This is a genomic window from Siphonobacter curvatus, assembly GCF_002943425.1.
In the GTDB taxonomy this organism is placed as follows: Bacteria; Bacteroidota; Bacteroidia; order Cytophagales; family Spirosomataceae; genus Siphonobacter; species Siphonobacter curvatus.
Window position 1 is genome coordinate 1587659 of the sequence record NZ_PTRA01000001.1, and the last position, 24570, is coordinate 1612228.

The 24570-nt window shown below is 48.9% G+C and carries 18 protein-coding genes and 1 riboswitch; of the genes, 9 read left to right on the forward strand and 9 right to left on the reverse strand.

Annotated elements, in window-relative coordinates:
* Window positions 1-25 precede the first annotated feature (25 nt).
* Window positions 26-1213, reverse strand: coding sequence for a phosphoglycerate kinase (locus C5O19_RS06435; RefSeq protein ID WP_104710663.1), 1188 nt, complete (start codon window positions 1211-1213; stop codon window positions 26-28).
* Window positions 1214-1475: 262 nt separating this feature from the next.
* Window positions 1476-1690, forward strand: a riboswitch (cobalamin riboswitch).
* A 231-nt stretch (window positions 1691-1921) separates the two neighbouring features.
* Between C5O19_RS06435 and metE the strand changes: the two genes are divergently transcribed.
* The 4 genes from metE to C5O19_RS06455 all read left to right on the forward strand — a co-directional run bounded on the left by metE (window position 1922) and on the right by C5O19_RS06455 (window position 6894).
* On the forward strand, window positions 1922-4231 hold the full coding sequence (metE, locus tag C5O19_RS06440) for a 5-methyltetrahydropteroyltriglutamate--homocysteine S-methyltransferase (RefSeq protein WP_104710665.1): 2310 nt from the start codon (window positions 1922-1924) through the stop codon (window positions 4229-4231).
* Window positions 4232-4350: 119 nt separating this feature from the next.
* Window positions 4351-4737: an acyl-CoA thioesterase gene (locus tag C5O19_RS06445; protein ID WP_104710667.1), complete on the forward strand. Its 387-nt coding sequence runs from the start codon at window positions 4351-4353 to the stop codon at window positions 4735-4737.
* Window positions 4738-4898: 161 nt separating this feature from the next.
* A complete protein-coding gene (locus C5O19_RS06450) occupies window positions 4899-5108 on the forward strand; it encodes a cysteine-rich CWC family protein (RefSeq protein ID WP_104710669.1) in 210 nt (69 codons plus the stop codon).
* Between the two features lie 100 nt (window positions 5109-5208).
* The gene (locus C5O19_RS06455) at window positions 5209-6894 is read left to right on the forward strand and encodes a VRR-NUC domain-containing protein (protein ID WP_104710671.1); all 1686 of its coding nucleotides are present in this window, start codon (window positions 5209-5211) and stop codon (window positions 6892-6894) included.
* A 245-nt stretch (window positions 6895-7139) separates the two neighbouring features.
* On the opposite strand, the gene C5O19_RS06460 is transcribed toward C5O19_RS06455, so the two are convergent.
* Complete coding sequence (locus C5O19_RS06460) at window positions 7140-8225, reverse strand: hypothetical protein (RefSeq protein WP_104710673.1); 1086 nt, start codon at window positions 8223-8225, stop codon at window positions 7140-7142.
* A gap of 194 nt (window positions 8226-8419) precedes the next feature.
* Here C5O19_RS06460 and hpf point away from each other — a divergent pair, with 194 nt between their 5' ends.
* The 3 genes from hpf to C5O19_RS06475 all read left to right on the forward strand — a co-directional run bounded on the left by hpf (window position 8420) and on the right by C5O19_RS06475 (window position 12920).
* Window positions 8420-8779: a ribosome hibernation-promoting factor, HPF/YfiA family gene (hpf, locus tag C5O19_RS06465; RefSeq protein ID WP_104710675.1), complete on the forward strand. Its 360-nt coding sequence runs from the start codon at window positions 8420-8422 to the stop codon at window positions 8777-8779.
* Window positions 8780-8905: 126 nt separating this feature from the next.
* Window positions 8906-10288 (forward strand): FAD-binding protein, encoded by a 1383-nt coding sequence (locus C5O19_RS06470; RefSeq protein ID WP_104710676.1) that lies wholly within the window; start codon window positions 8906-8908, stop codon window positions 10286-10288.
* A 247-nt stretch (window positions 10289-10535) separates the two neighbouring features.
* Window positions 10536-12920, forward strand: coding sequence for a glycoside hydrolase family 3 N-terminal domain-containing protein (locus tag C5O19_RS06475; RefSeq protein ID WP_104713928.1), 2385 nt, complete (start codon window positions 10536-10538; stop codon window positions 12918-12920).
* A 68-nt stretch (window positions 12921-12988) separates the two neighbouring features.
* Here the strand turns inward: C5O19_RS06475 and C5O19_RS06480 are convergent, their stop codons facing one another.
* From C5O19_RS06480 to lipA, 5 genes are all read right to left on the reverse strand, one after another.
* Window positions 12989-15184: a DUF2339 domain-containing protein gene (locus tag C5O19_RS06480; protein WP_104710678.1), complete on the reverse strand. Its 2196-nt coding sequence runs from the start codon at window positions 15182-15184 to the stop codon at window positions 12989-12991.
* Between the two features lie 72 nt (window positions 15185-15256).
* The gene (locus C5O19_RS06485) at window positions 15257-16021 is read right to left on the reverse strand and encodes a hypothetical protein (RefSeq protein WP_104710680.1); all 765 of its coding nucleotides are present in this window, start codon (window positions 16019-16021) and stop codon (window positions 15257-15259) included.
* Window positions 16022-16184: 163 nt separating this feature from the next.
* Complete coding sequence (gene metK, locus C5O19_RS06490; protein WP_104713931.1) at window positions 16185-17441, reverse strand: methionine adenosyltransferase; 1257 nt, start codon at window positions 17439-17441, stop codon at window positions 16185-16187.
* 235 nt (window positions 17442-17676) lie between these two features.
* A complete protein-coding gene (locus tag C5O19_RS06495) occupies window positions 17677-18879 on the reverse strand; it encodes a lycopene cyclase family protein (protein ID WP_243406337.1) in 1203 nt (400 codons plus the stop codon).
* A gap of 141 nt (window positions 18880-19020) precedes the next feature.
* Window positions 19021-19923, reverse strand: a complete 903-nt coding sequence (gene lipA / locus C5O19_RS06500) for a lipoyl synthase (RefSeq protein WP_102200632.1) — start codon at window positions 19921-19923, stop codon at window positions 19021-19023.
* Window positions 19924-20171: 248 nt separating this feature from the next.
* Between lipA and C5O19_RS06505 the strand changes: the two genes are divergently transcribed.
* Window positions 20172-20585 carry an OsmC family protein gene (locus C5O19_RS06505; RefSeq protein WP_104710682.1) on the forward strand — a complete coding sequence of 138 codons (414 nt, stop codon included), beginning with the start codon at window positions 20172-20174 and terminating at the stop codon, window positions 20583-20585.
* Between the two features lie 512 nt (window positions 20586-21097).
* On the opposite strand, the gene C5O19_RS06510 is transcribed toward C5O19_RS06505, so the two are convergent.
* Window positions 21098-22186: an alkaline phosphatase gene (locus C5O19_RS06510; protein WP_104710684.1), complete on the reverse strand. Its 1089-nt coding sequence runs from the start codon at window positions 22184-22186 to the stop codon at window positions 21098-21100.
* A 694-nt stretch (window positions 22187-22880) separates the two neighbouring features.
* On the opposite strand from C5O19_RS06510, the gene C5O19_RS06515 reads away from it, so the two are divergent.
* On the forward strand, window positions 22881-23825 hold the full coding sequence (locus tag C5O19_RS06515; RefSeq protein WP_102200630.1) for a 3-oxoacyl-ACP synthase III family protein: 945 nt from the start codon (window positions 22881-22883) through the stop codon (window positions 23823-23825).
* A gap of 99 nt (window positions 23826-23924) precedes the next feature.
* On the opposite strand, the gene C5O19_RS06520 is transcribed toward C5O19_RS06515, so the two are convergent.
* Entirely contained in the window at window positions 23925-24431 is a 507-nt protein-coding gene (locus C5O19_RS06520; protein ID WP_104710686.1) for a hypothetical protein, read from the reverse strand.
* Between the last annotated feature and the right edge of the window lie 139 nt (window positions 24432-24570).

The window sequence follows — 24570 nt, forward strand, 5'->3', positions numbered from 1 at the left end:
ATCGTTTGGGTATTTCGTCAGGAAATTAATCCAGAGCCGCTACCCCGGGAAGCGTTTTGCCTTCCATGTATTCGAGCAGAGCTCCACCGCCCGTCGATACGTAGCTTACGCGGTCACCGTAACCGGCATTGTTTACCGCAGAGGCGGAATCACCACCACCGATGAGTGAGAAGGCTCCGTTTTCTTCAGTTGCCGTCACTACGTACTCCGCAATGGCGTTGGTGCCTACAGCAAAATTCGGGAATTCGAATACACCCATCGGACCATTCCAGAGAATCGTTTTCGAATTCAGGATGGCTTCTTTGAATACTACGATCGACTGGTGTCCAATGTCCAGCCCTTCCCAGCCCTCGGGAATCTGACCCGAAGGAACCGTCGTTTTGGTGGCGTCGTTGGAAAACTTATCGGCAATCACCGTATCTAGCGGCATCAGTAGATTGACTCCTTTTTCTTTCGCTTTTTCGATCAGCTCCAGAGCCAGCTCCATTTTGTCGTCTTCGTGGATGGAGTTTCCGATTTGTCCACCCAAGGCTTTCGTGAAGGTGTAGGTCATACCGCCACCCAGAATCAGCGTATCCACTTTATCCAGCAGGCGTTCGATCACCAGAATTTTATCGGAGATTTTCGCTCCACCCATGATCGCCGTGTACGGACGCTCTACATTATCCAGAATCCGTTGAGCGTTGTCAAGTTCGGCTTGCATGACGTAACCGCTTACTTTATCAGTAAAGAACTGACCGATTACCGCCGTTGAAGCGTGTGCCCGGTGAGCTGTACCAAAAGCATCGTTTACCCAAACATCACCCAGGCGAGACAGTTTCTCGGCGAAAGCCACGTCTCCTTTTTCTTCTTCTTTGTAGAAACGGAGGTTTTCCAGCAGCAGGATTTCACCGGGCTGCAAGTTAGCGGCCTGATCTACAGCCTGCTGACCAATGGCGTCATCGGCAAATTTTACCGGACGGTTGAAAATCAGCGACAGGGCATTAACCAGGTGTTTGAGCGAATATTTTTCGGTAGGACCGTCTTTCGGACGACCCAGGTGCGACATCAGGATTACCGAACCACCGTCGTTCAGAATTTTCTGAATCGTGGGGATGGTAGCTTTGATGCGGGTATCGTCAGTAATTTCATAGCGGTCATTCAAAGGGACATTGAAATCTACGCGGACAAGTGCCTTTTTTCCGGCGAAATTGTACTGGTTCAGCGTCTTCATCAGATAGAATCAGAAGTTTAAATGAGTAATGGTAAGACCACGCGGTAACAAAGTTCTGAAGCGTTAGTCAAGAACGGAACAAATTTAGAAATTCGGCCAAACTTCCCTAAACCTGACGAGTTTTTAAGCGAAACCTCTTAAAATTTTGCTAAAAAGATATACGCTGCAGCAATGAGTAGGTGGAGTAACGTCTTTTCTAAAAAAGATTCTGCTTCCATATTTAAAAAAACTATGCTCTATATTTGCGGCGTTCTTTGTAATGCCCGTCAATCGGATGGTTGGTTTCGTGGGGAGGTCTTCGCTCGCCAAGGAATGAAAAAGGAATCGTGTGTAAATCACGAGCAGACGTGCTACTGTAAGTACCCGTTTCGCCGCAGCGAAACACGTGCTGCCCAAATTTCCCATTGTTCCGTGAGGAATGAGAAGGGGGGCCAGCATGGTACAAGCCAGGAGACTTGCCAACCTTCTCAATGGTCATGCCTTCACGACTAAGGCCTGATGCACGCATTGATTTTACAAATGTTGTAGGCGTTTCTTCGCCCGGTTCTGATGCTCAGAGCGGGGTCGAAAACGTGTATTCTTCTTCTGACGTTCAGCGAGGAACGTGAGCCGGAGATCGTATGCCTACGCATTCGTAACAATTCACCTTTTTTGGCGGGTTGGGTGTTTCAGAGGCGTTTTTTTAAACCCTTTTTTAACACAAACAACATGGTTACGCACAACCTGGGCTACCCCCGTGTGGGCAGCAAACGCGAACTAAAATGGGCCAGCGAACAATTCTGGGCCGGAAAAATCTCCAAAGATGAACTCCTCTGGGCCGGACGGCAGGTCCGTCGGCAAAACTGGCAAACGCAACAGGAAGCCGGTATCCAGTGGATTCCTTCCAACGACTTTTCGTATTACGATCAGGTATTGGATACGGCCCTGATGGTAGGGGCGGTACCCGAGCGTTACCAGTCGCTGATTGACGGTAAGAGTAATCGCGAACTGGAAATCTACTTCGCCATGGCCCGGGGTATTCAGCAGAATGGGCTGGACATCAGAGCCATGGAAATGACGAAATGGTTTGATACCAATTACCACTTCATCGTACCGGAGTTTCTGAAAAATCAGCAGTTTAAGCGGTATTCCGATAAAGTCATTCACGACTTTGAAGATGCCAAGCAAATGGGTATTCTGACGAAGCCCGTCTTGCTTGGCCCCGTATCGTTTCTGTTACTGGGCAAAGAAAAAGAAGCGGGTTTCCATCGCATTGATCTGCTCGAACGCTTGTTGCCCGTGTACGCCGACGTACTACGCGAACTGGCTACCCGAGGTACGACCTGGGTACAGATCGACGAACCCTGCCTGACGCTGGACTTATCCGAGAATGAGCAAATCGCTTTTCAGCAGGCCTACGAGTACCTAGCCCGGGCGGTACCTCAGCTATCCTTGCTGGTTGCCACGTATTTTGAAAGCATACAGCCCAACCTGGCCCTGACCCTGCAATTGCCCGTAGCGGCTTTGCACGTGGATTTGGTACGCGGCAACGAACAACTGGAAGTCATCCTGGCCGATACCAGTTTTGTCACTTCGCAACGAATCCTTTCGCTGGGCGTCGTGGACGGACGAAACGTCTGGAAAAATGACTTCACGCAATCGTTGACGTTCATTCAGCGAGCGGTGGACGTACTGGGCAAAGACCGTGTCTGGATTGCTCCGTCCTGCTCGCTACTGCACGTACCGTATGACCTGGATCTAGAGAAAAACGAAGCCGTCCTGACGCCGGAAATCAAAAACTGGATGGCCTTTGCCAAGCAGAAACTCGGTGAAGTAGTGACGCTGGGACGTCTGTCCAAGGGAGAGGCTCAGGGCTTATTGCTGGAAAATCAGGTGGCTTTGGAAAGTCGCCGGACGAGTCTGCTGATTCACAAAACTGCCGTTAAAACGCGGGTACAGGCCGTGCAAACGGATGATTTTGAGCGGGATAGTGCGTTTGCCGTTCGTCAACAAATTCAAGGAGAAAGCCTGCCATTACCGCTCTTCCCCACGACCACCATTGGTTCCTTTCCCCAAACCGACGAAGTGCGGCAATGGCGGGCGAAGTACAAGAAAGGCGAAGTAACGAAGGCTGATTATGAAACGTTTGTAGAAGCGGAAATCGAAAGGTCCATTCGCTGGCAGGAGGAAGTAGGGTTGGACGTACTGGTACACGGCGAGTTCGAGCGTAACGACATGGTAGAATACTTCGGCGAGCAACTGACGGGCTACGTCTTCACTCAAAATGGCTGGGTACAGAGTTACGGCAGTCGTTGCGTGAAGCCACCGATTATTTACGGTGACGTAGAACGTCCCGAAGCCATGACGGTACGTTGGACGACCTTCGCTCAATCGAAAACCGAGAAATACATGAAAGGGATGTTGACGGGTCCGGTCACGATCCTGCAATGGTCCTTTGTCCGGGATGATCAGCCACGTAAGGATACGGCCTTCCAGATTGCCTTAGCGATTCGGGATGAGGTACAGGAACTGGAACAAGCAGGCATCCGGATCATTCAGATTGACGAACCCGCCATTCGCGAAGGATTGCCTCTGCGGCGGGCGGACTGGGCGGCGTACCTGACCTGGGCCGTGGACGCGTTCCGGCTGAGTGCTTCGGGGGTAGCGGACCAGACGCAGATTCACACGCACATGTGTTACTCGGAATTCAACGATATCATGGAGGCCATCGCCCGGATGGATGCCGACGTGATTACCATCGAAACCTCCCGTTCGCAGATGGAATTGCTGGAAGCATTCTCGGACTTTCAGTACCCCAATGAGATCGGACCCGGCGTGTACGATATTCACTCGCCGCGTGTACCGAGCGTGGAAGAAATGGCACATTTGCTGGAAAAAGCACTTCGTACGATTCCGGCTCGTAACTTGTGGGTCAATCCCGACTGCGGCCTGAAAACCCGCCGTTGGGCCGAAACCGATCAGGCCTTACGAAACATGGTAGCCGCCGCCAGGCAGCTCCAGCAGACGATAAGCGTTTAGAGGTTTTGTGGTTTAGAGTTTAGTGTTTTGAGTTGCGTAGACCGTAGCGTATAACGGATAACCCCATGATTCGATTCAGAACCCTAACCTCTAAACCCTAAACTCAAAACCCATTTCTCATGTCTTTAGAAGAAAAAATCAAAGCGGCAGAAACCCGCGTATTTAAAGCTGTTTTTCCGAATACGACCAACCATTATGATACGCTGTACGGGGGTATGGCGATGCAGTGGATGGATGAAATTGCCTTCATCACGGCGACGCGACTGGCCCGAAAACCGATGGTGACGGTATCGAGCGACCGCATTGATTTCCGTCAGGCTATTCAGGCGGGAATGCTGGTGGAGCTGATTGGCAATGTCGTACACGTCGGAAACACGAGTATGCGGGTAAGCGTGGAGATTTTTGTCGAAAGCATGTACGCCGAAGGCCGCGAACTCGCCATCCACGGCACGTTTACGTTCGTAGCGATTGACGCGGATAAGAAGCCGGTGAAAATTCTGGATTAGTTTACAGTTTTCGGTTTACAGTTTTCAGTGGAGTGAATAATAAGGGGTATGCAACTACACGCAGAATTTTACTGTTCTGGAAGCGAGCTTTCACTAGAGCGTTATTAAAGTTCGCAAACGCTTCAAACTGAAAACGGTAAACCGAAAACTACCAACTTCTTATGTCTAAACACGCCATCGAAGGTTGCCCGCGTTGTGGACGGTTGTTCACCTGCAAACTCAACGCCAGTCTGAAATGTGATTGCATGAACGTAGCCCTGACGCCAAATGAAATGCAATACATTCGTGACATTTCGGTGATGGAGTATGACGGAAGCTGCCTGTGCATGCACTGTCTGGAGGAATTGCGGCAGGAAACGCAGGGGGAGTGATCGTTTCAATAATGTTAGATCCAATCAATCCACAGGCTGAAAATCAAACTTTTTCCTCATAAAAAGCATTATCCTAGTTCTAAGCCACGAAGCTCTTGCTATGTCCGAACGCCTGGAACTGCCTCCTAAATATTACCTTGAGTACTTTCGCTATTTAATTGAATTCGTTCGCCGTTTTTACCTGGAATTGCTTACCGATGACGAACGGGAGTTTCTGCACGACTTTGATCATCTCAGCGAAGATGCTCAGTGTCTGTTTATTCGGTTTACCAACCGAAGGGTAGCTTTCTTCCGCGTTCGTAAGCTTAATTATCCGGAAATTGAATACTGGGGCGAAGCCCTGCTCGAGCTGGAAAGCAAGGGGTTTGTGGCTCCGCTGTCAGCGTACCATCAAAATCGGGCGGGGGAGGTACTCGACATTTTCAACAAAACGGAAGTCCTCAGTTTTGCTAAACAACTGACGCTGGATACCAAAGGCAAAGCCAGTTTAAAGAAGGAAGAACTTAGCGACTGGCTACTGGAATCCGCTCCTTTCGATGACTTAAGCGTACTGATCGGAGCGAGCGAGCCCGTCGTTAAGGTCAATTACGAAGCCCAGACTATGCTTTTCAAGTTCCTCTTTTTCGGTAATCGACACGCCGATATGAGTGAGTTTGTGGTACGGGATCTGGGACATCTTCGTTTCGAACGTTTTGATGAGGACCGGTTTGTACCGCACTTCACCACTCGGCAGGAAGTTGAAGACCGCCTGAAAGTATCGCTGGCGGCGGAAGATTTTCAGTTGATGAAAGCTGCCGAAACCGATCCGCTGGCCATTAATAACTGGTTTCTTGACTGGTATGAAAACCATACACCGCTGGCAGAAATTGCCCAGCCCTCCCTCGATCGACTAATTCTGAAGCTGGCCGGGTATATGGAGCGGCAGAAAAAGTTGGAAGAAGCACTGGTGCTCTTTCGGCTGACAAACGTACCGCCTTCCCGCGAACGGCAGGTCCGATTACTTCTAAAGCTGAAGGATACAGAAGCCGCTACGGCTCTGGTCGAAGAAATAATGGTCAATCCGTATAATGCCGAAGAACAGTTTTTTGCCATCGATTTTCAGAATCAGCAGGCGGCCCAGGGTCAGAAGAAAAGAGCCCGAAAGTCGACAACGGAATGGCTACTCAAATCCGAGAGTGTAACCATTGACCTGACCTGGCGGTATCGGGTGGAAGAGGGGGTAGCCGAACACTTCCGCCAACAGGGCAAACACGCTGTCCATACGGAAAATTTTCTGTTTGATGGACTTTTCGGACTGCTGTTCTGGGACATCATTTTCGATGCGGGCAGTTCCGCCATTCACCATCCGTTGCAACGGTCACCTTCAGATATTTACAAGCCTACGTTTTTTGAAAAGCGTCGTCCAGCTTTAGTAGAACGGCTAGAATTGCTCGAAAATACCGCCGATACGCTGACGTTCCTGGAAGGTATGTTCGAGGAGAAGTACGGAATCGTCAATCCCTTGGTCGTCTGGTTTCCTGAATTATTGAACCTGATTCGGGCAGCTATTGAGAAGATTCCTGCTCATTTGTTACAGCGATTACTAATCGAAATGGCAACGAATGTACGCGAACATACCCGAGGCTTCCCCGATTTATTTGTATGGGACGAAAACGGCTACGATTTTATCGAGGTAAAATCCCCCACCGATCACCTTTCTCCGCAACAGCTGTACTGGTTACGCTTTTTCGAAACCATTGGTCTGCGTTCGAAGGTATTACGGGTGGTATGGGGAAGTGTGGCGTAAGCGTTGTAGGGTTTCAATCGTGTACCTGACATTACATACGGGGCTACTGACACTGAACCCCTTCGCGGTTGGTAGGCTCTAACCGCGAAGGGGTTTCATGTAATTAGCCATGGGTACCACCCATGGAACACGCCCAGGGTACGAGCTGATATATAATCAACTGAAAAGAAGAAAGTTAATTGGTTGAAAAGAAATATAATTCGTAAAACTATCAACTATCAACTATCAACTATCAACGAGTTACCTTACCGCCGCAATTCCCGAATCTCCCGCGTCACCTTTTCAGCCCAGCGGGCCTGTTCGGGTTGATTGATACTGTGCCGGGTTTCGGCGTCGTACTGCTCCTGATAGCGATTCATTTCCCGGAATGATTCCAGAAAAATGTATTGAATGCGACTATCGTAATCTTCCAGCGGCAATTCCTCCGCCAGTAACGCTTTCTTGAAACGTTCCGTAATTAAATGGGTAATGTCGAAGTGCAATTGTTCGTGGGCCAGGGCGTAGGCATTGCTAGCTGGTTCCGAAGTCCAGGAAGAATTTTGTAGCATAAAGGCCTTGACCGTCATGTCAATGTACACGGTCCCTTTGTCTACGTGCGTCATCGCCTCGTAGCCGAAGCTGGTATAAATCATAGCTCCCGTACGCGGATTCACCCGCCTGATAGGGCCGCGAAAATCATTCCAGGTCAGCTTACGGGCCGGATCATAGAAAACGGTATCGGCTAAACGCCCCTTGGGTACGTATTCCTTGAAACGAATCTGTACCCGGCGGGCTAACTTCTCGGTTTTTTGTTCATTGGTTTTTACCCAGTTTCCAAACTCCCGAAAGCAGCGTTCGAGCGTTTGACGAAGCTGAATTTCATAATTACCCTCCATACCGGGCGAACGACTGTAATCCGCTCCAGCCTGGCACTCGGTCAGCGTAATGTAGCGATCCTCAACTTCCCGCTCAAAGACCAACTGTACCCGAAAGGTCCCTCGTATGAGCCGACTGGAAGGTTTTTCGTCAAACCATAATTGCTTGACTCGCACGCGTACGGGATAATCCCGCTCATTCCGGGGCGGCTGTCGGAGCAACTGACGTAACGTAGCCGGAACGCTCGCCGCAAATTGTAAGCGGGTCGTCTGACCCGAGGAAAGAACTACGGTACCCAGGCCTGATTGATTGGGGCGTTCGTCAACAATGTCCTGTAACGTATACAGATTGGGTAATTGAGGAATCGATTCGGGCCGAAGTCCGAGTGTTCGTTGAGCCCATACGGTTGGCGTAACTAAGAAGCCGATCCAAATGAGTAGGTATCTGCTAAAAAAGCGTCTATGTATCAAGTTCATGGGTTTCTATGCTCTTTTTTAACGCAAAAAGGAATAGAAAAGTGCGGGGAAATTTCTTCACTTTATCCTTGACTTTATGGTCAGACCTGACTAGGTTCACCCTTGCTAACGGACTTTCTATCCAAAATTTAGGAATAGATAGAATGGTTTTTTTACGGTAGCGACTATGGTCAAACCTAAAAACGAGTGTGCGTATGAAACTGCAAGTGCAAACAGTCCATTTCGATGCAGATAGCAAACTGCTCGACTTCGTGCAAGCCAAATTCAACAAACTCGATCAGTTTTATGATCGGATTACGAGTGCGGATGTATACCTGATGCTGGATAAAGGCGAGTCGAGCAAGGTTCAAAATAAAATTGTGGAAATTAAGGTCTATGTACCCGGTGACTCGATTTTCGTGCGAGAAACCGGTACTACCTTCGAAGAAGCGACGGATCGCGTACTAGACATTGCGAAGACGCAGGTCAAGAAATATAAAGAAAAAGTAAAAGCTAAAAATGCTCCAAAAGCCGCTGAGCTGATTACCGAAGAGGAAGACAGCGACTTATTGTAAACCTTCTCGCTAACTATTGAAAAGAGGTCGTTCTAAACAAGAACGACCTCTTTTACTTGGGGTAGTATTGATTTTTCTAAAGTCATTTCCTTACTTGAAGACTGATGTAACTAAACCCTCTACCCCATGAAAAAACGTACCTTCTTAAAACTCTCTTCCGTTGTCCTAACGGGTAGCCTTTTACCTCCCATGAGCAGTTGTAAAGAAAGCAAAAACACCCGTAACGCCGCCAAGGAGTTGCTGAGTACCAAAGAGTTTAATTGGGCTCGTAATTTCGAGTATAGCACTCAGGATTTTCAATATCCAAAATCAACTGAGCAACTTAAGGAGCTAGTAAAGGAAATGAAACACTTGAGAGCCTTAGGAACGCGGCATTCGTTCAACCGTATTGCGGATAGTACAGAACATATCGTTTCACTCAGAGAGCTGGATAAGGTAATTTCGCTCGATAAAGAAGCCCGTACAGTGACCGTAGAGGCGGGAATACGGTACGGCGAACTGGCGGAATACCTCCACAAGGAAGGCTACGCTCTGCATAACTTGGCTTCCTTGCCGCATATTTCCGTGGCCGGAGCCTGTGCGACGGCTACCCACGGATCGGGTGTAAAAAATGGGAATCTTTCCACGGAAGTAGTTGCTCTGGAACTGCTAACTGCCGCGGGAGAAACCGTGCAATTATCGGCTGAAAAAGATAAAGAAACGTTTTACGGAGCCGTAGTAGGGCTGGGAGCATTGGGCGTGGTTACCAAACTGACCCTACAGATACAACCCACGTTTTTGGTTCGACAGGATGTATACCGGAATATGCCACTTGCTCAGTTGAAAGAGCATTTTGAAGAGGTTATGTCCGCTGGGTATAGTGTGAGTTTGTTCACCAATTGGGCCAACCAGAATATCAATCAGATTTGGATTAAGCGGCGGGTCGAAAAGGGAATGATGATGAAAATCCCGGATACGCTTTTTGGATCTACCCTGGCTACGAAAAACCTGCATCCCATCGAAGCGATTTCCGCCGAGCACTGTACCGAGCAGCAGGGCGTACCGGGTCCCTGGCACGAGCGACTGCCGCACTTCAAAATGAACTTTACGCCCAGCAGCGGCGAAGAGCTGCAGTCGGAGTTTTTTGTTCCCCGGGAAAAAGGAATCCAGGCTATTCAGGCAATGTTCCAGCTAGCAGATCTCATTACGCCACACCTGCTGATTTCAGAAGTACGCACTATCGCTGCCGATTCGTTCTGGATGAGTCCCTGTTATGAGCAGGATAGCGTTGCCCTGCACTTTACTTGGAAACAGGACTGGCCCGCCGTCAGTAAAGTGCTACCCATTATTGAAGAAAAACTGGCTCCCTTCCAGGCTCGGCCGCACTGGGCCAAGCTGTTTACGATGTCACCCATGCGGTTACAGTCGCTTTACAAGAAACTGCCTGATTTCAAGAACCTGATCAAGCAGTACGATCCGCAGGGGAAGTTTCAGAATGAATTTTTGGAGAAAAATTTATACGGTGTTTAAAGGGAAAGTCGGGTCACGTTAACCAGGTCTGTACATCCTTTGATGCATTAGCTTTTCCCGAAAGTACTAGAGCTTTCGGGAAAATTTATAGAGGCCATAATCCGATTGAAAAACCATAAACTAGTAGTTGATCCTTCCAAAGCGAGAATAACCTTTCAGATACTGTATATATTAAAAAATTTTACAAATTAACTTCGGACCAAGGCCAGATTCACCAAATTATGCGTAACATTCGGGAATGAAACGCATGGTACGTACCCCTCTTTTACTCGCCGGTGCCTGTTTCGCACTGGTTTCGCTGACGGCTAGCATTGATCCCAAGCCCCTTTATAAAAATTCCGCTCTGCCTACGCATCGCCGGGTGCAGGACTTACTCCAACGCATGACGCCCGAAGAAAAAGTCGGGCAACTAGCCACGCCACTGGGCTGGTTCATGTACGAAAAGAAAGGCAATGAAGTACAGGTGAGCGAGCAGTTCATAAAAGCCGTTGCTGAACAGCATATTGGTTTGCTCTGGGCCACCTTACGGGCCGATCCCTGGACGCAGAAAACCCTAACGACGGGTCTCAACCCCCAGCAGGCCGCCGAGGCGACCAATGCCTTACAGAAGTACGTCATCGAACATACGCGACTGGGCATTCCGCTTTTACTCTCGGAAGAATGTCCCCACGGTCATATGGCGATTGGAACGACGGTATTTCCGACGGCTCTCGGGCAGGGTAGTACCTGGAATCCGGCCTTGATCCAACAAATGGCTTCGGCGATTGCTAAAGAAGCCCGTTTGCAGGGGGCTCACGTGGGATACGGTCCGGTGCTGGATCTGGCCCGCGAACCCCGCTGGTCCCGCGTGGAGGAAACCTACGGTGAAGATCCAGTACTGAATGGACAGATGGGTCGGGCGATGGTCAAAGGTTTTCAGGGAACCAATCTGAAAAGCGGAGCTAACATCATCTCCACGCTGAAACACTTTGCGGCCTACGGTGTACCCGAGGGTGGACATAACGGTGGTAGCGTTGCTCCGGGCGTTCGGGAATTACATCAGGTCTATCTGCCGCCCTTCCGCGACGCGGTACAGGCCGGTGCCCTCTCGATCATGACGGCCTATAACTCCATTGACGGCATTCCCTGTACGGCGAATCCGGTTTTACTTAAGACTATCCTGCGGCAGCAGTGGGGTTTTAAAGGGTTTTCCGTATCGGATCTGAATAGTATTCAGGGACTGGTAGCCAATCACCACATTGCGGCGAATCGGGTGGAAGCGGCGGCTTTGGCAATCAACGCGGGTCTGGATGCTGATTTAAGTGGTACGGGCTTCGATAAATCGCTGTTGCAGGCTCTGAAGGAAGGAAAAGTAAGTAAGGCCGTACTGGATACTGCGGTGAGCCACGTGCTGCGGCTGAAATTCGAGATGGGATTATTCGAAAATCCCTACGTTCAGCCGGAGAAAACATCGGGTGTGCGTAGTGCCGAACATATTCATTTGGCCCGTCAGGTGGCTCAGCAGGCAATCGTTTTGCTGAAAAATGAGAATCAGCTCTTACCGCTAAAAAAGTCTTTAAAGCGTATGGCCGTCATTGGGCCGAATGCCGACAACGTTTACAATCAGCTCGGCGATTATACGGCTCCGCAAGCCGACGGAGCTGTAGTAACGGTACTCAAAGGTCTTCAGAACAAACTCGGTTCCGGCACACAGATTCGATACGCCAAAGGATGTAGCATTCGCGATACTTCTTCGGCCCAGATTGCCGAAGCTGTCGAAGCGGCTCGTCAGTCGGAAGTGGCCGTTGTCGTCATCGGCGGATCGAGTGCCCGTGATTTCAAAACGGAATACCAGAATACGGGAGCCGCTCACGTAAAGGCTTCGGAAGTATCGATCAGCGATATGGAAAGTGGTGAGGGTTACGACCGGGCCAGTCTGGACTTGATGGGCCGTCAGTTACAATTGCTGGAAGCCGTATTAAAAACGGGCAAACCCGTCGTAGTGGTACTGATCAAGGGTCGTCCGCTGAATCTGAATTACGTATCGGCTCACGTGCCCGCCGTACTCGACGCCTGGTATCCCGGTCAGGAAGGGGGCAACGCCATTGCCGACGTACTCTTCGGCGATTACAATCCAGCGGGACGCCTGCCGATTTCCGTGCCTAAATCGGTTGGACAATTACCCGTGTATTACAACTACAAAACGCCCGTCAAACACGACTACGTGGAAAGCGACGCCAAACCCCTGTATCCTTTTGGGTATGGTCTTAGCTATTCTTCATTTGAATACAGCAGCTTGACGATTGCAGTAGCCCCCGCTTCGAGAGACGTAACGGTGAAGGTTTCGTTTCGGGTGAAAAACACCAGCAATCGCGATGGCGACGAGGTCGCTCAGTTATACGTAACGGATCAGGTGGCGTCAGTCGTAGGACCAATCAAGCAGCTGAAAAAATTCGAGCGAATTCATCTGAAAGCGGGTGAAGAAAAAACGCTGACATTCGAGCTGCACGCCAAAGACCTGATGTTACTCAATCAGCAGATGCAATGGGTCGCCGAAAAAGGAAAATTCACGGCTCAGGTAGGAGCGTCTTCGGAGGACATTCGGTTGAAAGAAGAATTTCAGTTAACGCAGGATATTGCCGTAAAACCGTAATACTACTAACGAAAACAAAAGATCCCGAAAGTCGTACGACTTTCGGGATCTTTTGTTTTCGGACTAGCTTACTGAACGGGCTGATCGTCTTCCAATAATTTATCCTTGTACTTCTGATAAAGGAAAGACGTAACCAGCAACAAGACCCCAACGCTCAGGAAAATGATGATTTTCCCGCCCGTAGGCACGCGACTCAGGTCAAAAATGAGCAGTTTCCCGAGTACGATTCCAAAGAGAGCGATGCCGGATAATCGGTATCGTTTTACTTTTTGAGTGAAACCCAGTACAATCAGTACCAGCGAATAGACGCCCCAAAGAACGCTAAATCCGGCCTGAGTGGCCTGCAGGCGTTGTTCCTCAGCGTGCAGGGGATCAAGCAGAATCAGATGCGTCATCAATTCCTGACTCAGAATCCATAAAGGAATGACATGGATGACGTACAGAAAACCGTTGCGGATCTTTTTCCAGCCGGGCGTATACTCGGGAATCATTCGGTACAGACCCCAGGTCCACACGGCCAGTGATACGTACAGCAGAAAACGCAGAAACAGCGGTGTAGCGGGGACTTTGAGGTACTGATTGACCAGGTCCAAAATGGGATGCTCAGCAACGATGTACAGAAATAGTAATCCCGAAAGTCCCAGACTAAACGCTTTCCAAATCCCCAGGGAACGTCGGGACAAACCCCAGTGAACCAGCCCCAGATACAGAGCCGAGTAACTCATAAATACCACTTTCTCAATAAGCGGAGCGTAGCGGTTTACCTGGATATTGAAATACCGTTCCCATTCAACCCAGCCAATAAAGTAGGCTGTTCCCAGCAGCAGAATCAGCAAGCTATTGGGGAAAAGACCCGTCCGGTCGTTGCGATACGATTGAAAAAGCATGAAGACCAGGGCTGCCAGGTACAGAAAATTAGTCAGGAAAGTCCGGTTGAAATAGGGCAGATAGTTGGGTGACTGGATTACAGGATCGTACCAGTAAACGAAGACGGAACCCGCCGCCAGATAAATCAGGGCGATTCCAAACACCCGCAATAACCGCGAAGACCGATTGACGCCCAGGTAATACAAAGCTGCTGCCCCCGCTGCCCAAAGGATCGTAATCCAGTCGCCTTCCAATTGAATCGGTACGGCAACGATCAGAAACACCAGCATTAAGGCCAGCGAGGTGCGGGAGAGTACGGCAAAATTTCGCTGATGCATATACCACGCAATTCCTCCGTGTACTAGGCTGTTGGCTAACGTAAACGCCGTGATGGTCAGGGTAGGATAGTGGTGCTCATTAAGGATAAAGTATGTCGGGAAAAAGTAAAAAAAGGAATTCAGAATCATTAGCAGAATAGTACGGTTGTTCACGTACTCCTTCTGGAACAAGGGGTAAATCAGTTGATTGGCGTAGAGTTGTAAAAAGAAAACAGCTCCGAATACCAGACTGATCCAGACGTAACCGGGCCGGTCGAATCCGTTGATGATAAAGGCGATGAAGATGAGCCAGGTAAAACTGAACGCTGCCGTGTTCATCAACAGCCAGTTGCGTTGGTAGGCCAGAGCCAGTACGCCGGTGTTCAGAATCGTCATGTACACAAACAGGCCCCAGGCAGCTCCGTTTCCGCCAACGAGGAAGGGCACCGCATACGCTCCCACGAGTCCGAAAAGTCCAATCCACTGAACTTCGTACTGCGTGGCCTGCCAGACGGTAAAGAGCGTGATCGCCACCATTAGCCCAAAAGCGACGGGCGGCGGCAGAAAATGGTAAAAGTAAAACGCCGCATAGGTAGTTAGATACGCTGTAGCAACGCCGCCACTCAGGAGTACGGCACTGTAGGTCAGATACTTGGGCTTCAGCCACAGGGCCAGTCCCGTTAAACCCGCTCCCAGTCCCCAACCCAGCAGCAAACGGCCCCAGGGACCAATCAGATCATTGTCGAAGGCGTATTTTACGAAAATAGCCATGCCGATTACCAGAGCCGCAATGCCTATTTTACTCAGGAGGTTACCTCCGATATACTCTTCCGTGGGCGTTTGCGAACGCGTAACGGGGCGGGGAGCCGCTACCGGTGGTGGTGGTACGGAGATCGGACGCGGAGGTATGGCAACGGGAGGTACGGGGGGTGTTGAGGGTATAGAGGCTGTTTCTTCGCCGCGTCGAAGCAGGAGCAGTTCCCGCTCGATCTGACGGAGGTGTTGCTGATAGATCGTTAGCTGGCCGGAAAGTCGTTGTACTTCGGCTTCCAGAGCGTCGATTCTGTTTTTTTCATTCATTATTGAAGGGTACGTAAGGTGGGTTGAATATACGTACGGTAAGCGTCATCCATAGGTTTAAAAACTACGAACTTATTGGATGACAAAATTCATCCGATCCAGACCCGTATTTTTGGTAATGCGATCATACGCATAAATCTGTACTTCATACATGCCCTTTTCCTTAATGGGCAGGCTGCCCTCAAAAATATTATCCATCCCGGCAAAATTCAAAGGCACTTCACCCCGAGCTACGCCATCTTTTTTCACAAAGGCTTTTACTTCAATCTGCTCGGAATTCCAGACCCCGCCTTTCGTAATGACGCAACCGCACATCATCACCAGATTGATTTTCAGTTTAATCTGACTATCCTTCAATGCATTGAGACTCAAAACCTGATGCGTTTGTGGTTCAAGAATATCGAGCATAAAACCGGGGATTTCTAGGATGATTCCTTCACCGTCAATGGCTTTCCCGGGAATGAGCCAGAGTTGCGTACTGGCTTTAACCGCAGCACTTTTCCGGTTGATGGGTGCCGTGGCTTCAATGGTTACAAACGTGGGGGCATCGAGTTTGAGGTTTGCTTCAAAGCGGGCGGTCTGGTCATCCGTCAGGCGGTCGTACCGCTGATGAGGCGTTTTTAGCATCAGGTCGGTATTGCCCGAAGTACCCGTTGTCAAGCCCTGGGCCAGAATTTCACCCGTCAGATCATGGCGAATAACGACGTAGGCTCCGCCAATGCCCGTACCAATAAATTTAGCGTCTTTGGCCCGGGCTCGGACCACTACTTTGGTCGATTGAGCAAATCCGTAACAGGCCACCAAGCAGAGCAGAAAGGTACTAAGCAAGTGTTTCATACAGGTTTTAACTGAGGAAGAGAAAAGTTTGGAAAAGAAGAGTAACTGAAACAACAAGTATACTGTATTCAGTAAGATTGTAGACTATTACTGCCGATTTCTTCCCAACAAAAAAGACCTGAACCGTTTCCAGCTCAGGTCTTTTTCTGTTTTCAGTCTCAAATTACAGACCGAATTCAGCTTTTACTTTCTCTACGTAGTCGAGTTTTTCCCAGGTGAAGAGCTCAACTTCGAGTTCTTTCGTAGCTCCATCGGGTGATTTGAACGTCTTCGTCACTACTTTCGATTCCCGTCCCATGTGGCCGTAGGCCGCCGTTTCGGAATAGATCGGGTTACGTAGTTTCAGACGTTGCTCGATGAAGTACGGACGCATATCGAAAATCTTCTCTACTTTCAAAGCGATGTCACCGTCGGACAGTCCCACTTTCGAGGTTCCGTAGGTGTTTACGTAGATACCGCAGGGCTCAGCTACACCAATGGCATAGGATACCTGAACGAGTACTTCATCCGCTACACCCGCTGCGACCAGGTTTTTGGCAATGTGACGCGTCGCGTAAGCTGCTGAACGGTCTACTTTCGAGGGATCTTTACCCGAGAACGCTCCACCGCCGTGGGCACCTTTACCACCGTAGGTATCGACGATGATCTTACGGCCCGTCAGACCTGTATCCCCGTGGGGACCACCGATGACGAATTTGCCCGTCGGGTTGATGTGATACGTAATTTCGCCCTCAAATAAACCACGTAATTCAGGTTTCAGGCTGGCCTTTACGCGGGGGATAACAATGGCTACAACATCCTCGCGAATTTTGGCAAGCATGGTTTCATCGTCCGCGAAATCGTCGTGCTGAGTAGAAACGACAATCGTATCGATCCGTTGGGGAACGTTATCATCGCTGTACTCAATCGTCACCTGCGATTTGGCATCGGGACGAAGGTACGGCATCAGCGAAAGTTCGTTGTTCCGGATGTCGCTCATCGTTTTGAGAATCTTGTGAGCTAAGTCCAGAGCTAAGGGCATATAGTTGTCCGTTTCGCGGGTCGCGTAACCAAACATCATACCCTGATCACCGGCACCCTGTTCTTCGGGGCTGGAGCGATCCACGCCCTGATTGATATCCGCAGACTGTTCGTGAATGGCCGAAAGAACACCGCAGGAATGAGCTTCGAACATGTATTCCGACTTCGTGTACCCAATCTTGCGAATCACGTCACGAGCAATGCTCTGTACGTCGAGGTACGTCGAAGACTTCACTTCACCCGCCAGAATAACCTGGCCCGTCGTTACCAGCGTTTCACAAGCTACTTTGGATTGGGGGTCGAAGGCTAAAAAATGATCAATGAGGGCATCTGAAATTTGGTCTGCCACTTTATCGGGGTGTCCTTCAGATACAGACTCAGAAGTGAACAAATAAGGCATGTTCTGTAAATTAGAATGATTTTGGGAGTTACGAATCCATGTAAACTTTTCGTAGTCCTCGGCCAAAGGAAGGAATTGAACGTTTTTGACTGTTGCTGAAATAGCTGATTACTAGCAACAAAGTCCGTATCGTCAAACCACCGTAGCGTTCTAGACTCGGTTGGTGCCCTAACTGGAGCCTCTGGATACTTTTGCAAAATTGTACATTCAGCGGAAATTCACCAAATATGAAGGCTTACCGTTTGAACATTTCCGAGATATTTCTCTTAAAAACGTCAAAAGCAGCCACGGTAAAGGGAATGACGGGTACTGAATACAGAACGCCCAGGTCTTCCCGAAGCGAAGTTTCCTCATCCAGAAAGCGAAAAATCAGGTGAGCGGGGTTCTTCCGGAACAAATCCGTAAAAACCGTTGCCGCAGAATACCGATTTTTCAGGAATACATTTAGAAGTACCTGATCATAAAAGCGATACTGAGCCGAGATGGGTTGGTTGGTAACCGGAGATTGCAAGAAGTTCTTTTCCAATTGACGCACCAACGCCTGCAGTCGCTTTTGCGTACGCGTAAACGTGTAACCCGTACTGGCCCGGGTGTATCCTCCGGCGGTCCCAATCCGTATAACGTGCGGCGAAGGCTGTTCGGACATCGGCTCGTCACTCATGGGAATAATGCCCGTTTCCTCTTCGGTAATCTCGTAGGTTTCCAGACTAAAAAAATCCTTCAGATAGGCTCGCAACGCTTCGTCGTATTCGGCTGATGTCAATAGAGTTGGCGTGAAGAGCGTGAACTCAACGAGAGCTTCCGTCGCGGAAAAAGGCATGACATATACAAACCGACATTCGTTTTTCTGTTCAATCCGGAAGTCCATCATGATCGGCATTTCGGGATCGAATACCGGTTTTTCGGTACGAATGACCCAGCCTTTGAAATGCTGTAGTAGTTCCTGCCAGCGAGGGGCCGGGAGCGAAGCAGGCTCTGCTGTCAGCGTTCGAATGGCCTGCATGGGAACGGTACTGTCGAAGCACCACTGAGCCCGATACTCGCCTTTCGAAGTTTGAACCAAAGCCGAACCCGCGGAAGTTTCCACCGAATGTAGATCCGCGAACAAATACTGAATGTTGGGATTACGGGAAAGGTCAGCCCGGATCGAAGCGTAAAAATCCTTACCGCGAAGGAGCTTGTACTGGTGCTGGCCGAGATCTAATTGTCGGGAAAAACCCTCCGTTCCGTGAAACCAAAGCTTATTCCAGTGCCGATACAGAATGGATTCAAACGCTCCTTCACCCGCTTGCCAGAAGGCCCAGGTGCGGTCGTTACGGGTTTTGGGTTCCCGGTCAATAATCAGAATCTGCTTATGACGTAAGGTGCTGTGATTGAGGTAATAGGCCAGACTTAGTCCTGCCATCCCTCCGCCCGTAATGATGATGTCGTACTTCAAGGCAAATCAGGGGAAATTGTAAGGATACAACCCAAAATCAAGGGGACTTGTTTTACGAGCACTAGATGCCTGAAATGCAAACAGCCTCGCTTATTACAAGCAAGGCTGCCAAAGGTACTACTTGAGTGGTTCATCAAGCACCTATACGTGCACGTGACGTTCGGCGTGGTAGCTGGAACGAACCAGCGGTCCTGCTTCTACGTACTTAATACCGCGTTTTTCGCCTTCTTCCTTGTACATCGCGAAGGTATCGGGGTGAATCCATTCGATGACTTCGTGGTGCATTTTGGTCGGTTGCAGGTACTGACCCAGCGTCAGAATATCCAGGCCGTTTTCGACCAGATCATCCATCGCTTTGAAAACTTCTTCCTGCGTTTCGCCCAGGCCCAGCATAATGCCAGTCTTGGTACGCTTACCAAACGCTTTCGTACGCTGAATCTGCTCCAGACTGCGGCTGTATTTAGCCTGCGGACGGACGGGACGGTATAACCGCTCCACGGTTTCCATATTGTGTGAAACCACTTCCTGACCGGCTGAAATCATGCGTTCCAGAGCGGGCCAGTTTCCTTTCGTATCCGGAATCAGGGTTTCAATCGTCGTACTCGGACTCAATTCTTTCGTCAGACGAACCGTATCATACCAGATTTCTGCTCCCCGGTCTTTCAGTTCGTCACGGTTGACGGACGTAATCACGGCGTGTTTCACACCCATGATTTTAATGGCCTCAGCCACGCGTCGGGGTTCGTCGGCGTCATATTCGTTCGGACGGCCCGTCGCTACGGCACAGAAGGTACAGGAACGCGTGCAGACATTGCCTAAAATCATGAACGTGGCCGTACCCGCTCCCCAGCATTCGCCCATGTTGGGACAATTGCCTGACTGACAAATGGTGTGAAGTTTGTATTCATCCACCACCTGCCGCACATTGCGGTATTCCGGACCCGTCGGGAGTTTTACTCGCAACCATTCGGGTTTACGGGTAGAAGAACCCGGTCTGTTTAAACCAGCCGGTTCAGTTTTCGTAATAACGGGTAGCTCGATCATCCCAATATCAATTGCTGATTTGACAAACAATGGGTTTATCAACGTAAATACAAAGGTAATGAGCTAACCGGGAATGCGTAGAAAAAGTTGCCTTGAATACGGATTTTAGGGCAAACACGGTTGATGGATGAGAGCGGGGGCTTTTCGGAAAAGAAATACTTTTTTACGGATGTTTTGTTCGTAAATCTTTGAGTACCTGTAGCGGATTTAGTTCTTAGGTTTACTTTTGAAGTTTTAATTCAGTATCTATGGCAACTGCAAAAATTACGTACTTAGGACAGCTTCGCACGCAGGGCGTCCACCTCAAGTCAGGCTCTGAAATCTTAACGGACGCTCCCGTAGACAATCATGGGAAAGGAGAAGCGTTTTCGCCCACGGATCTGGTAGCATCCGCTCTGGGATCGTGTATGCTTACGATCATGGGTATTGTGGCCCAACGCGATGGAATTGACATTACGGGTACAGAAGTAGAAGTAACGAAAAGTATGGCGGAAAGTCCCCGACGGATTGGTCAACTGGAAGTAAAACTGAAAATTAAAACTAATCAACCCCTCACGGAAACCCGCCGGAAGAAACTGGAAAACGCGGCTCTTACCTGCCCAGTAGCTGAAAGTCTACACCCAGATTTGAAGCAGGCAGTGAGTTTTGAGTTTTCGGTTTAGAGTTTCCAGTTTCCAGTTTCCAGTTTTTTAGGTAAAACCTAGTAAAGATAGCGAGACGGGTTGTCGGTAGCATTGGCTACGGAGGCAAAAATTGGTAGGCTGTGCCTACCGGGCTGGACGATTCCCCGCATGTCATACGGGGCTAATGACATTGAGCCCCTTCGGGGTTGGCGGGTCTGGATGGAAGCGGGTCTTTCGGTTTTGTCATCTAAATGCAGCCTGGAAGGCTGGTTGTTGTAGATGACCTGAGACGGTTCGAAGTCAGAGGGAGAGGGGCTGTGAACGAAACGGAGTAATTTCTGAGTTGAATCAACAAAAGAGGCTGTCTGACGTAGACAGCCTCTCAACATTCCTGATTTACTTGAGCTAGCGACTTATTGAGTTGTCAGTTTCAAGTTTACAGTAAGCCGTGTTGGGTTAGAAGGTATTTTCTAAAACGATTCCACAAGGTCTGACCATGCGTAGGAAAAACTACGTTTCTATCTATTGAGAACGAACAACGTAACTTAAAACTATTTACGGCTCAGGATGGTTTCGCCCCACCAGGCCTGTTGAATTCTTTTGTTTACCTCTACGTTAGGAAAAATACCCCGAAATAACTCAGAACCAGGGCCGTACGCAAACACGGGCACGGGGTTAGCGGAGTGATTCATCCAGATAAATTTTCCTTCGACAACGCCATTTCTCCAGTCACCACCCGTCAGGCTCAAGCCACCCGTTTCATGATCGGCAGTTACGATGACAAGTGTTTCGCCGTTCTTTTCCGCAAAGTCGAGAGCAGCTCCTACCGCTTTATCGAAATCCAGCATTTCAGTCACCATATATTCCAGGTCGTTGGCGTGACCAGCCCAGTCAATCTGCGAGCCCTCAGCCATGAGGAAGAAACCGTTTTTGTTTTCCGACAGAATGCTTAATGCTTTTTCTACTTCCTGACGAAGCATAGGACCCCGACCTTCTTTAACCTTGATTGGATTCATGCCGGCATTGAAAGCAACCAGCTTTTTACCCGTGGCTACCGTAAAATCCTGGGAAGTATCGGCTACCGTATAGCCTTTCTTTTTAAAATCTTCGAGTAGGTTTTTGCCGTCTTTCCGTTGGAAGAAATACCGCATTCCGCCACCAATCACTACATCGAGGTCCGCATTGACCATTTGCTCAGCAATGGCTTCGTGTTGTGAGCGGGAGGACTGGTGAGCATAAAAATCTGCTGGGGTAGCGTCTGTAATGTCGCAGGTAGTAACGATACCGGTAGAAAGTTTCCGCTTTTTAGCCAGTTCGGCCAAGGTCACCTGGGGACGATTGGCAGAGTCTACCGCGACGGCTCCGTTTTTCGTTTTTACACCCGTAGACAGAGCCGTACCACCCGCTCCTGAATCGGTAATAAAATCTTTGACGGGGTGCGTGGTAGAAAGACCGAGGTATGGAAAACGGTTCAGGTGAAGCGGACCTTTGTTGGCAATCTGAGCGGCGTATACCTGATTGACGCCCATCCCGTCACCAATCAACAAGATTACGTTTTTAGGACGTTTGGGCGTTTGCTGAGCCTGTACTGACAGCCCGCCCGCCAGGAGACCGACACACAAAAGAAGGTAACGATGCATAATACTTAAGGGAAAAAAAGAAGTGAATACACTACAAAATTCGACCTAATTGCCAGCTAAAAGGCCGTTAAACGGATGAATAAATTGTTAAGTCTTGCCTGATAAAAATGATCTTTCAATAAAATAGCTACGAGTACCGGGCAAGAACACGCATAACCTAATCAAGCAAGTAAGAGTTAATAGATAGACAGATACGGACGTTTACAAGCGTTGAAGAAGGTTCACAAAAGGCCAATTACTGGATTTTAACAATCTTCCGTACTAAAGTAAAAAATAAGTAGCTGATTTATAGTAAATTATAGTCGGCCCTGATGGTTTTGACTTTAATGTGAACAGAAGAGTGTAGTAAAAATGGGTACGAAAATCTGATGTTAGCACCGATTTCTCGAAACGTCTTAGTGCGTAGCAGACCGCATCAAATATGCCTTCTGATCCAGAATTTAGTATGCTACCATACCATATTATTTTTTGGAATAGGCATGAACTTTTGAGACTTAAAAGCACTTGTCTAACGCCGCATTTTAATCGTCCGAAACAAAGAAGATTAAGGATTTGCAAATTTATCTGGTACTTATCCAATGTCTTATTGAATTATTCTATTAGAAATTTGGTAAGTTCGAGAAGATAACTATTCTTTGCATAGTGCAAAAAAGCACGGCAAAGTACAAAATACGAGCTGTACCGCTTGACCCTTATGTATATCAACGCGATAAGTAGCTATTTGCCGGAGCAAGTTGTTACGAATGAACACTTCGCCCGACTGAATGGATTGTCTGACCAGTGGATTGTGGAGAGGACGGGCATCCGAGAACGTCGGAAAGCTGCCCCCCATGAAAACACGAACACTATGGCTGTGGAGGCCGTTCGTCAGGGGTTAGCCCTGTTACCATACCCTGTTCAGGAGATTGACCTCATTGTAGGAGCTACCTACACCCCTTACGATACGATTGTATCGTTAGCTCATGCGGTTCAGCATGATCTTCAAATTCCGGATATTCCGGTACTGTCCGTATCAACGGCCTGTTCTTCGTTATTGAATGCCCTGGAAGTCGTTCAGGGGTATTTCTGCATGAAGAAAGCGACCAAAGCTCTGGTTGTCGTGTCGGATAACAACACTGCTTACAGCAACGAATCGGATAAAATAGCCGGACACTTGTGGGGCGACGGAGCAGCGGCTCTGTTCCTGTCCAACGAACGGGTATCGGATTCGGATCTGAAAATTGTTGATATTCTAACCGGCGGGGCAGCCACGGTAGGCAAAGCCCTGGAAGGGGTTGTCCTGAAGCCTAACGACGAAGGGTTTGTAATGCCCAACGGCCGCGATGTATTTATTCACGCGGTGCAGTACATGCCCCGAGCCAGTCGTCAGATTCTGGGTCGTAATGGACTTACGCTGGAGGAAGTAGATTGGGTGCTGCCGCATCAGGCCAATTTCCGGATCAGCAAAAAAGTAATGGAAGAACTGGGCTTACCGATGGAAAAACTTTTATCTAACATTCAGTACTTAGGGAACACCGGTTGTGCCGGTTGTGCTATTGGCCTGGATGAAAATAAGTACCGCTTCCAGAAAGGCGATCACATCGTCGTCACTACGTTCGGTGGGGGATACTCGTATGGTGCGATGCTGGTAGAAGCGTAAGCGAATTCCATTTAATAACAAGCCTTTACGAAAAAGGCCGATGAATACATTCATCGGCCTTTTATGGTTTAATCAGGATTCTGACTAAATCGCTCGCGATTACTCAAACTTCATCGTCACTACCTGATCGCGACTATTATCGTAAGCATCAATAGATACGTTTAAGCTACCCGGAGCCTTCGTTAAATGATTGAAAGGATCTACTTTGTCCCAGAACTCCGTCTTTTCCCGACCGAAGTCAATGGTTTTCGTATGGCCTTCCTGCCCAATAACTAGGTAATAATGTTGCGATCGTGGCGACAGATCAGCGTACTTCTTGAATACTTTTTCCTGTTTCCAGGTCATTTCCTGAATGGTCTGCGGATCGTCGATCAGATTGCGTTTCTTTCCTTTAAAAGCCGCTAGCGTATCATAAATGCCGTAACCTACAATGGCCACAATGATCAGAGGCAACAGTTTAACGTATATATCCGTATCACTACGCTTCTCTCTGGTCCTTTTGCCACTGCCGCTCGTACTACCCCCGCCAAAACCTGGAATTTTCAGCTTGGCCCGTTCGCGGTGCACGGGGCGATAGTAGGGGTTTTCCTGTGGTGTATTGCTCATAGTGAAAAGATTCAGTGCTGATTTTAGAACGTAGATTCGCTCGAATCCGTTTCAATCCAAGAGGATAATTTCCCAAGTATAAAAGGGAGAACCACTAGGGAAAGATTTTGCCAATTCGGGCGTTATACCTACAAAAGTA